Below are 11,292 nucleotides of genomic sequence, written 5' to 3' on the forward strand. Positions count from 1 at the left end.
GGCCCTGTAGATTTATCTCAGCTGCTGCAAAAAACAACTGCAGAAGTCAACAGCGGACACAGCCGTTGGAGCAGCATCAAAAAGAGTCATGAAGGCGCTTTGCTTGGCGGCTCCGAAGAGACCTTGCCAAAACGAGCGTATGAAGCAAGTCCTATTCATTATATTAACCGTGCCATGTGTCCCATCGCCATTTTTCATGGAGATCAAGACCCGATTGTCCCGTTGAAAATCAGTGAGGATTTTTATGACGCGATTGTATCCGCAGGCATGGAAAATCGGGCAGAATTTTACGAAGTCACCGGTGCCGGGCACGGCACACGGGAATTTTTCCAAGACAGCACCAAACAACTGATTGCAGACTTTTTCACCCGACAATTATAAGACAGCGATAAACAACAAAGAGGGCCTTCCCACTTGGGAAAGCCCTCTATTTGTATGCAATTACTTGTTCTTATTGCGGTTGCGATTGTAGTTAATCAGACAGCCAGCCTTGACGATCTTCTTTTCGTCTTCGGTCATATCAGCAATGTACAACGAGATTTCCTTTACGGTATCACCCAGTACATATGCCTTGATGTCGTTCATATCGCCATCCAGAGCAGCCTTTGCATTCGGAATATAGATGTAGTCGCCAATCTCAAAGTTCGGCTCTTCCTTCATCTGGAACGGAAGCATACCCCAGTTCATGACATTGGAACGGTAGCGCTTGGTTGCGTATTCGCGGCAGATGTTTGCCAGACCACCGATGACACGCTGGCAGGAAGCCGCCTGCTCACGAGCAGAACCATCACCCGGCTTGACGCAGTAAATCATGCTGCCGATCTCGGTCTCTGCCGGTACCATAGACGGATCAATCTCCTGAATCTGTGCATAAACCTTAGCCAGCTCCGGCTCCAATTCTACTGGATCCTTGCCTGCTACGCGTGCCTTCTCCAGCTTGTCAACAGCCTTCGATCTGCCAACATATTCCGGATCACGGCGAGACAGAGTAAATTCTGCCAGACCCAGCGGGTTGGAACGATACGAAGAAGTCTCGCCGGACGGAATTAATTCATCCGTCGTGGTTACATCGTCCATAATCTTGGTGCAGACCTTGAGCAGAATGTTGTCTGCCAGCGGGCTCATTTCCGGCCAATCCTTGATGTTCGGGCCGTATACCAACTCTGCGCCGTCAACCGGTGCATTGTAGCCCTGGTAAACACGAGCGCGGTAAGAAGAATCATCATATTCATATTCCGGCACGACATAATCGTCTGCAAAATCAGTTGCCGGTGTCAGAACACCGCCATTTGCTGCGGAAGCTGCGATAGAACGTGCGTCCATCAGTGCAACTGCGGACAGCTGACCATTGCCCGGCTTAGAGCCTTCGCGGTTCGGGAAGTTTCTGGTGGTATGGCGGATGCTCAGCGCGTTGTTTGCCGGCGTGTCGCCTGCGCCAAAGCACGGACCACAGAATGCCGTCTTGATGACTGCGCCAGCTGTCAGCAGCTCCGTAAAGGCACCCTTCTTAACCAGATCCATATAAACCGGAATCGAAGACGGATAAACAGACAGCGTAAATTCATCCTGACCCAGATGTGCATTGCGCAGAATATGTGCCGCTTCCATGATATTAGAATAGGTACCGCCTGCACAGCCAGCGATGATGCCCTGCTGTACGTGCAGCTTACCATCAATGATTTTATCGGTCAGACTGAAGCCAAGCTGTGGGTTGTCTGCAATCAGATGCTCTGTCTTTTCTACTTCGCGCAGAATATCGCCGAGGTTTGCGTTCAGTTCGTCAATCTCATAGGTATGCGACGGATGGAACGGCAGAGCAATCATCGGCTTGACAGTGCTCAGATCTACATAGACCATGCCATCGTAATACGCAACATCTGCCGGATTCAATTCCTTATATGCATCCGGTCTGCCGTGCATGGTTAGGAACTGCTTGGTGTCCTCATCTGTGCGCCAGATCGAGGAAAGACATGTGGTCTCTGTCGTCATAACATCAACGCCGTTTCGATAATCTGTGCGCATCGAAGCAACGCCAGGGCCTACGAATTCCATGACCTTATTCTTAACATAGCCATTCTTAAATACGGCACCGATAATTGCCAGTGCAATATCCTGCGGACCGACACCCGGCTGCGGCTTGCCATCCAAATAAATCGCAACAACACCCGGATAGGCAATGTCATACGTATCGCACAGCAGCTGCTTTACCAGCTCGCCGCCGCCTTCGCCGACTGCCATGGTGCCCAATGCACCGTAGCGCGTATGGGAGTCAGAGCCAAGAATCATGCGGCCACAGCCTGCCATGGTCTCACGCATATACTGATGAATGACTGCCATGTGCGGCGGAACATAGATGCCGCCGTACTTCTTTGCAGCGGACAGACCAAAGACATGGTCATCTTCATTGATGGTGCCGCCGACAGCACACAGGGAGTTGTGACAGTTGGTCAGCACATACGGAAGCGGAAAACGTTCCATGCCGGAAGCCTTCGCTGTCTGCACGATGCCGACAAAGGTAATGTCATGGGATGTCATGGCATCGAACTTGATGCGCAGCTTGTCCATGTTATCCGATACATTGTGGGCCGAAAGAATGGAATACGCAATCGTGCCCTTCTTTGCTTCTGCCTTGTTTGCTGCCTGACCGGTCAGTTCTTGTACTTTAGCAGCATCTTTTTCTTCGACAATCTGCTTGCCGCCGACCAGATATACGCCGCCGTCATATAATTTGACCATTTTTGTAGCTCCTTTCGCTGCCTGTTTCTTCCCGCGCCAGCGCTTGTGCGCAGGAAGTCTTTTGATGCATTCCGCTGCCATCCTGCCTCTATGATAAAAAAAGCATGTTTTGAATGTTCGCAGCTTCTCTCATGCATATCATTATAATCTATTCTGCTGCATTGTTCAATCATTCTCTTGCGGAATTCTATCGGGAAAACGAAAAAAAATGGTGCGATTTTGCCGAAAAATCGCACCATTTTCACCAATCAGGCTATTACAGACATCAAAGCTTGCTCTGTGCCTTGCTCAAAAACTTTTCGTTTGTAATGATGAATCGCTCATGAATTCCTTCACCAATGCAGCCGCCCTTGTCAAAAGCCTTCACTTCAAACACCAGCCGCTTGCGATCCACCTCAATCAGTTTGGTCTCACAGATCACTTCCATGCCGACCGGAGAAGCCGCCAAATGCTTGACATTCATCAGCGTTCCCACGGTGCCCTGTCCCTCTTCCAGCTCACCGGCAACGCTGGTATATGCCGTGTTTTCCATTAGGGCAATCATGCTCGGCGTTGCATATACCGGCAGTTCGCCGCTGCCCATTGCCTTTGCCGTCATTGCCTCTGTAACCGTAATGGTCTGCTTGCCGCAAATTCCTACTTCCATATAATGTACCTTCGCTTTCTATCTCTAGTTAGGTGAGAACAATTTCTTGTTTCAGTATACCGCATGTCTAAACCAGATGCAACCAAAAAATCCTTCCCACATGCAGCGAGAAGGATTTTTTATCACTCAGTTTAATGCTGCCAGTCCGATTTCGCGGGTGCGGATACGCACGGCGTTGTCTAGATCATAGCTAAAGATCTTGCCGTCACCGATTTCACCGGTATATGCCGCATTGCAAATGGCATCAATCGTAATGCGCGCCCACTCTTCGTCCGAAACGACAATTTCAAATTTAATTTTTGGAATCAGATTGACCTGTACGGCATGGCCGCGCACATTTTTTGTGCCGCCCTTCTGTGCGCCGCAGCCCATGACCTGATATAAGGTAATGCCATGAACATTAATCATTGCCAAGGCGTCCTTGACATCTTCCAGCTTTTCCGGCCGGACAATGGCTTCAATCTTAATCATATAACAGTTCCCTCCCAAACAATCAATCCAAACCGGTAAAGGTCGGATATGCGCGCTCGCCATGCATGGCCTCGTCCATGCCAATGCGCTCGGCATGTTCATCTACGCGCAGCGGAACAATCAGCTTGACAATGCCTGCACAAATCAATGTGCCGACGATGGCAATCGCAATCGTGATTACAATACTGAGAATCTGTGCGACAAACAGATGATAGTCGCCAAAAATCAGACCATCCCACTGTGCCGTCGGATTGATCGAGCTTTTTGCAAACAGACCCGTCGCAATACCGCCCCAAATACCGCCGACGCCGTGGCAGCCAAAGGCATCCAACGCGTCATCATATCCGAATTTTGCCTTGATGACTGAAACGGCAAAGTAGCAGATCGGGCTGACCAGACCGCCAATAATAAATGCAGCCCACAGCGGAACAAAGCCCGCACCCGGCGTGATGGCAACAAGTCCCAGCACGCCGCCCGTGCACGCGCCGACCAGCGACGGCTTGCCATCGCGAATCATATCAATAAGCATCCATGTCAGCATAGCCATGGCCGCAGAGGTATTCGTGGTCAGGAAGGCATGAGCTGCCAGACCATTGGCCTCCAGTGCACTGCCGGCATTGAAACCAAACCAGCCGAACCACAGCAGCGATGCGCCGAGAACAACAAACGGAATGTTGTGCGGCAGGAAATTACCCTGCTCGCTACCCAATCGCTTGCCGAGAATCAAAGACAATACCAAGCCGGAAACACCGGAGCTGATATGTACGACATTGCCGCCAGCGAAATCAACCGAGCCGATTGCCGCCAAGAAGCCGCCTTCGCCCCATACCATATGTGCCAGCGGATAATACACAACCAGCGACCACAGAATAATAAACAGAAACAGTGCTTTGAAATTCATGCGTCCAACAACGGAACCCGTGAGCAAAGCCGGTGTAATGATGGCAAACATCATCTGAAAGGCAACAAATACCAATCCCGGTATCTGGTCGGAATACGCGCCCGGCTCCCAGCCGACACCTTGTAAAAAGGCGTTTTGGAAGGTTCCGATAATGCCTCCTACATTTCCTCCAAATGCCAGAGAATAGCCGATTGCCACCCAGAGAACCGATGCAAGACCCATAATAAAGATCGAGGACATCATCGTGTTGACGACATTTTTTCTGCGGCACAAACCACCGTAAAAGAATGCCAAACCCGGTGTCATGAAAAAGACATATGACGAACAAATCATCATAAATCCCGTGCTGCCAGTGTCTATCATTTGTTTTCACTCCTATCATACTACATTTTGTGAACCACGTAAATAAAAAATAGGCGCCAGTGACCTTTTTGGATCACTGACGCCTTCGTCTTGTTTAGAATACCATGCCTTGTAAGAAATTGCAAGTATTATTTTTCAATTATTCATTTTTTATCAAACACCCCTCTGTCAGACTTACACAATAATTCACAGAATCATGTCCAAAATCTCCGGATAGATGTGCTGTTTTGTCCATTTACATTCCTATCATCTCGTCTTATAATGAAGACAAATCAATCCAAAGGAGTGTGTCACATGATCGAACGTGAAGATCTCACCTGCTGGATTCATCATTCTATGGCAATTACAGGCGGATATTTGGGCGTATACGCCCTGTTGTGCCGCAACGATTTCTTCGGCAATGCCCTGACATCCAACATGATTTATATTGTCACCAGCTTGTTTGGACAAAACTTTTTTGATGTTCTGATTCGAGTGGTCGGTGTTCTGCTCTATGTCGCAGGATCGGCATCCACGATTATTTTATCCAAGAAATACCATAAGAAGCTGTATCCGTATTCGCTGGCCGTCACGGCGCTCGCAGTCATCATTCTTGGTTTTCTGCCGGAGCATATGAATGCAATTGTTGGTTTATACCCTATCTTTTTCGCCATGTCATTCCTGTGGAACTCGTTCCCCGGTGCTTACGGCTACAATGCTTCCTGCATCTTTTCCACGAATAACTGTCGGCAGATTGCCAACGCTCTGACGGAATACTCGATTACCCACGAGAAGAAGCTGCTCAAAAAGGCTTGGTTCTTCGGCGGCACGGTCTTGTGCTTTCATCTTGGTGTTGCCTTCTCTTGGCTGACTCATTCTCTTATTGGCATCCGAAGCGTTTGGCTGTGCGCCATTCCCCTCGCTATTTCTACTGTCTTGATTTACTGGGAAGCACAGGTAGAAAAAGCGTCTTCTCTCTCCACGTGTAAAAAAATGCCTGCCGCTGTACGCGTACAGGCTGCTGAAAAGAATTGACCGAAACGCTCTATTTTCCGGTCTTCGTCTAAATCAAAGGCACTGTCGAACTGGTACGCGTTATCCGGAACGGCAGTGTCTGTTTTTTCACATGATTTCCCCTAGTCATCTCAAGGAGGCAACATCCTATGGCTATCACACTGAAAATATTGTCTGAAAAGACTGGCTTTTCTTCTACTACCATTTCTCGTGTTCTCAACAATGATCCATCTATGACGGTCAGCGAGGACACCCGGCGCATTATTTTTGACACAGCACATCGGCTCGGTTATGCCGGTGGTTCCGGCCGCCGTTCGCAGCGCATTTTGGCAGATACCATGTTTATTGGCATTGCAGAAATGCTCTCTCCCGCGGAACAAATGGCGGATCCATACTTTTTATATCTCAAAAATTTCGTGGAACAAACCTGTTACGAACGAAAATTGCAGACCGTTACCCTGCGCACGGTTGGAGAAGATTATTGTGCTCTATCCGCTTCGGATATTGACGGCATTATCGCTATCGGCTATTTCACCGACAAGCAAATAAACTCTCTGCGTGCTATCAGCGGAAACATCACATTTTTGGATTCCTCTCCCAATGAATTATTATACGACTCCGTGGTATTAAATTTTGAACTTGGCATCAAACAGGCATTGGATTATCTGCGCTCTCTCGGCCATACACGTATCGGATATATCGGTCCCAAACGATTATCGGATGAGACCCAGCGCATTGTCTTAGAGCCGCGTCGCCGCTACTATGAGCACTATATGCGAGAAGCCGGATTATTCGAGCAAAATCTCATTTTTGAAACCCCCATGCGCAATCAAGTCGCTGTTGAACACGAATTGCAGCTGCGTCTCTCCGCTATGGACAGCGATAAACGCCCATCCGCTCTTGTTACCGTCAATGAAGAAACCGCCATCGGTGCCATTCGCGCTCTGCGTCAGTTGCAGCTCAAAATTCCAGAGGATGTCAGCATCGTCAGCTTCAATGACACCGTGATGTCTTCTGTCGTCGAACCGGCACTGACCAGTATCAGTCCTCATCTTGACTACATGGCAGCCACCGCCGTACAGCTCGTACACCAACGCGCTTCTACGCCAGCGCACCAGCCGGAGCGGCATTTCCCTCAAAAAATTGTTATCCCGCCAGCACTCGTGGTGAGAAACAGTACCGCACCATATATCGAAGCATAAAAAAATCCCGTCTTTATCCTGATACCTCCGGATAAAGGCGGGATTTTTCTCAGCATTTTTACCGACGAAATCTGTCACCTTTCAGGTAAAACAGTAAAATAATCTAGTAAAATTTACTAAAATTATGCAATCTGATGCAAAAATATGGAATTTATTTTGCTGCCAGTTAACAAATTCACTGTTTTTTGTTACAAATTATACTTTTCAAGCACTGCTTTCTCCTCTATAATTAGTGTCACAAACGAAAGAGAATGTGCACAAAAACTCTGATATTTCGTATCAAAAGTTCAAAAATTGGAGGTATGAATCATGGCAAATCCATCTGCTACCGGCAGACTTCCAGCAAGACAAAAATACTGTTTCGGTATTGGTGCCATCGGCAAGGATGCAATCTGTAACCTCGTCGGCGCTTTCCTGATGCTGTATTTTACCGACACGCTGGGTCTGAATCCGGCATTCGTCGGTGTCTTGTTCGCAGTCGCTCGTATCTGGGATGCAATCAATGACCCGATGATGGGTATGATCTGCGACAATACACGCACTCGCTTCGGCAAGTTCCGTATCTGGTTAATTATCGGTACGCTTATCAACTCTGTATTCTTTATTCTGCTATTTACAACACTGGGAATCGAAAAGGGTTCCACAACCATGTACATTTACGTATCCGTAATGTACGTCCTGTACGGCATGACCTACACCATCATGGACGTTCCGTATTGGTCTTGGCTGCCGAATCTGTCTTCTAATCCGGCAGAGCGCGAAAGCATTTCCGTTATCCCGCGTATTTTCGCATCGCTGGGCGGTTTCATTGTATGCACCTTCGGTCTGCGTGCAATCAACTTCTTCAACAACAAGTTCGGTGACAACACTGTCATGCAGAAGCAGGCAGACGGTTCGTTCATGAACATTTCTGAGACTGGCTTCACTGCTGTTGCTGTTTGCATTGTTGTCATCTTTATTGTATGCATCGGCATCACCGTATTCAATGTAAAGGAAAAGCCAACCACCGGCGCAACGGCTACCAAGACGAGCCTGAAGGAAGCATTTGGCATCATCATTAAGAACGACCAGTTGGTTGCGTTCATTGGTCTGCTGCTGACTTTCAATCTGGCAACCCAGCTGCTCAAGGCATTTTCTGTCTACTACTTTAAGGAAGTTTGCCTGGCTGCTGACCTGTACTCGGTATTCGGCTTCACCATCATCTTCGAGATGATCGGTCTGTTCTTGTTCCCTGTCATCGCCCGCAAGATTTCCCGCGAGAAGGTTTATCTGCTTGCTTGCGGTCTGCCGGTTCTCTCTATGGTAGCACTGGCAATCTGCGGATATGTTTGCCCGACCAGCTATGCAGCTGTTATCGCTTGCTGTGCTTTCCTGTTCTTTGGTTCCGGCCTGTCTCTGGGCACGACAACCTGCTGCATCGCCGATGTTATCGACTACGGTGAGCTGAAGTTTGGCAAGCGCAACGAGTCTGTCACCTGCTCTGCACAGACCTTCCTGATGAAGGCTGCACAGGCAGTAACCGGTCTGCTGTCCGGTGTTGGCCTGTCCGTCATCGGCTACAACGCTGCGAATGCCGGCCATCAGGCTGCTGGCACCATCCTTGGCATCCGTGTCCTGACTTTTGTCATTCCGGTTGTTCTGTGCATCATCAGCTTCCTGATTTTCAAGTATGTATACAAGCTCAAGGGCAAGAAGCTGTCTGAGCTGACCGAAGAGGTCAATGCTCTGCATGAATCTCAGTCTGCATCTGTTTCTGATTGATTTCCCTATTTTCCTATTTTCTATTCTTGTGAGGGAAGGGTTCCTGCCCTTCCCTCCCTCATAATCCTCCCCATAAAACGGTAAAGAGAGGTAAATTCATGAATATTTTATATCATGCGTCCAGCAAAACATTTCATTTAACCAATAACAGCATTAGCTATTTGATTAAAATTCTTCCAAATAACCAGTTGGGACAATTATATTTTGGCAAAGCCATTCGCGACAGAGAAAATTTCGATCATTTATTGGAGATGAATCATCGTCCGATGAGTGCCTATGTATTTGAAGGCAATCTTCGCTTTTCTCTCGATCACATCAAGCAGGAATATCCGTCTTACGGAACCACAGATTTCCGACATCCGGCACTGGAAATCGTGCAGCCAAACGGCAGCCGCATCACCAATTTTTCCTATGTTTCCCACACCATTACCGCAGGTAAGCCAGCCCTTGACGCTCTTCCTGCCACTTACACAGAAAATGACAGCGAGGCACAGACCATTACTTTTCTCCTGCGGGATGAAGTCATTGGTACAGAGCTGGAGCTGAATTATACAATTTTTGCTAATTATCCGGTTATCGCTCGAAGCGCGCGTTTTGTCAATCGCGGCACGTCGGATCTGCACTTGACCAACGCTATGAGCCTGAATCTCGATTTACCGGACAGCAATTACGAATTTATGCATTTTTCCGGTGCTTGGTCTCGCGAACGCCATCAGAAAATCCGGCGTTTGGAGCAGGGCATCCAAAGCGTAGAATCCACGCGCGGCACATCTTCTCACAATCACAACCCATTTGTTGTCTTGAAGCGTCCGGAAACAACAGAATTTTCCGGCGAAGCAATTGGATTCAGTCTCGTATACTCTGGAAACTTCTTAGCGCAGGTTGAAGTAGATACTTGGAATACCACTCGCGTGACAATGGGTATCAACCCCTTCCAGTTTGATTGGAAGCTCGCACCAAACGAATCTTTCCAGACACCGGAAGCCGTTATGGTATATTCCGCAGATGGTCTCAACAGCATGAGTCAAACCTTCCACAAGCTATATCAAAAGCGTTTGGCACGTGGATACTGGCGAGATCGTCCGCGTCCGATTCTCATCAACAACTGGGAAGCTACGTATTTTGATTTTACCGAAGATAAATTGGTTTCCATTGCACAGGCAGCGAAAAATGACGGCGTAGAGCTGTTTGTTCTGGATGACGGATGGTTCGGCGCCCGCTGCAACGATCACGCCGGTCTGGGAGACTGGGTGGCCAATCCAGAGCGTTTGGCACGCGGCATCACAGGTCTCGCCGAGCGAATTGATGCCCTCGGCATGAAATTTGGTCTGTGGTTTGAACCGGAAATGGTCAATGAAGATTCGGATTTGTTCCGCGCCCATCCTGACTGGCGTATCTGCACGCCGAACCGCCGTGCTTCTCACGGACGAAATCAGTTTGTCTTAGATTTTACGCGTCAGGAAGTCATTGATGCCATTTACGAAATGATGGCGAAAATTTTGCGTGAAGCAAAGGTCTCGTATATCAAGTGGGATATGAACCGCTGTATCACCGAAGCTTTTTCTGCTAAGCTGCCTGCTGATCGACAGGGCGAGCTGTTTCATCGGTATATCCTCGGCGTATATCAGCTGTATGAGCGTTTGACTTCAGATTTCCCGCATGTATTGTTTGAGTCTTGCGCATCTGGCGGCGGACGTTTTGATCCAGGTCTACTGTACTATGCACCGCAGGGCTGGGCAAGCGATGACTCCGATGCCATCGAACGTCTGAAAATCCAATACGGCACATCTATGTGCTATCCAATCAGCAGCATTGGTTCTCACGTTTCGGTCGTTCCTAATCATCAGGTATTCCGCGTAACACCGTTGGAAACACGCGCCAATGTTGCACACTTCGGCACCTTTGGTTATGAGCTGGATCTCAACAAGCTGACCGCTGAAGAACGCGAATTGGTTCGCAAACAAATTCAGTTTATGAAGCAATACCGTGAAGTGATTCAGTTCGGTACGTTCTATCGCCTTATCAGTCCATTTGACAACAACAACTTCACAGCTTGGATGGTTGTCAGTGATGACAAGCGCACAGCACTGGTCGGATACTATAAAATCCTCAATGAGGTCAACGGACCATATCATCGTGTCAAGCTGCACGGCTTACAGCCGGATCTGTTATATTGTGTGGATGATTCCGCAACGCATTACGGAGATGAATTGATGGAA

The 11,292-nt window shown here is 48.4% G+C and carries 9 protein-coding genes; 5 read left to right on the forward strand and 4 right to left on the reverse strand.

The window, feature by feature from the left end; genetic code table 11:
- On the forward strand, nucleotides 1-381 hold a 381-nt coding region (locus ACR0P9_RS02935; protein WP_432617354.1), incomplete at its 5' end, for an alpha/beta hydrolase family protein.
- A 60-nt stretch (nucleotides 382-441) separates the two neighbouring features.
- Here the strand turns inward: ACR0P9_RS02935 and ACR0P9_RS02940 are convergent.
- From ACR0P9_RS02940 to ACR0P9_RS02955, 4 genes are all read right to left on the reverse strand, one after another.
- Nucleotides 442-2,736 (reverse strand): hydratase, encoded by a 2,295-nt coding sequence (locus ACR0P9_RS02940; protein ID WP_432617355.1) that lies wholly within the window; start codon nucleotides 2,734-2,736, stop codon nucleotides 442-444.
- A 265-nt stretch (nucleotides 2,737-3,001) separates the two neighbouring features.
- Complete coding sequence (locus ACR0P9_RS02945) at nucleotides 3,002-3,382, reverse strand: thioesterase family protein (RefSeq protein ID WP_432617356.1); 381 nt, start codon at nucleotides 3,380-3,382, stop codon at nucleotides 3,002-3,004.
- Between the two features lie 126 nt (nucleotides 3,383-3,508).
- The gene (locus ACR0P9_RS02950; RefSeq protein ID WP_432617357.1) at nucleotides 3,509-3,853 is read right to left on the reverse strand and encodes a P-II family nitrogen regulator; all 345 of its coding nucleotides are present in this window, start codon (nucleotides 3,851-3,853) and stop codon (nucleotides 3,509-3,511) included.
- Nucleotides 3,854-3,875: 22 nt separating this feature from the next.
- Nucleotides 3,876-5,117, reverse strand: coding sequence for an ammonium transporter (locus ACR0P9_RS02955; RefSeq protein ID WP_432617358.1), 1,242 nt, complete (start codon nucleotides 5,115-5,117; stop codon nucleotides 3,876-3,878).
- A gap of 294 nt (nucleotides 5,118-5,411) precedes the next feature.
- Between ACR0P9_RS02955 and ACR0P9_RS02960 the strand changes: the two genes are divergently transcribed.
- The 4 genes from ACR0P9_RS02960 to ACR0P9_RS02975 form a co-directional block, all read left to right on the forward strand.
- A complete protein-coding gene (locus tag ACR0P9_RS02960; protein WP_432617359.1) occupies nucleotides 5,412-6,131 on the forward strand; it encodes a YoaK family protein in 720 nt (239 codons plus the stop codon).
- 128 nt (nucleotides 6,132-6,259) lie between these two features.
- The gene (locus ACR0P9_RS02965) at nucleotides 6,260-7,312 is read left to right on the forward strand and encodes a LacI family DNA-binding transcriptional regulator (protein WP_432617360.1); all 1,053 of its coding nucleotides are present in this window, start codon (nucleotides 6,260-6,262) and stop codon (nucleotides 7,310-7,312) included.
- A gap of 309 nt (nucleotides 7,313-7,621) precedes the next feature.
- Nucleotides 7,622-9,073 (forward strand): melibiose:sodium transporter MelB, encoded by a 1,452-nt coding sequence (gene melB / locus ACR0P9_RS02970; protein WP_432617361.1) that lies wholly within the window; start codon nucleotides 7,622-7,624, stop codon nucleotides 9,071-9,073.
- Nucleotides 9,074-9,171: 98 nt separating this feature from the next.
- On the forward strand, nucleotides 9,172-11,292 hold a 2,121-nt coding region (locus ACR0P9_RS02975; protein WP_432617362.1), incomplete at its 3' end, for an alpha-galactosidase.

It is taken from the genome of Butyricicoccus sp. (assembly GCF_050872565.1).
In the GTDB taxonomy this organism is placed as follows: domain Bacteria; phylum Bacillota; class Clostridia; order Oscillospirales; family Butyricicoccaceae; genus Butyricicoccus_A.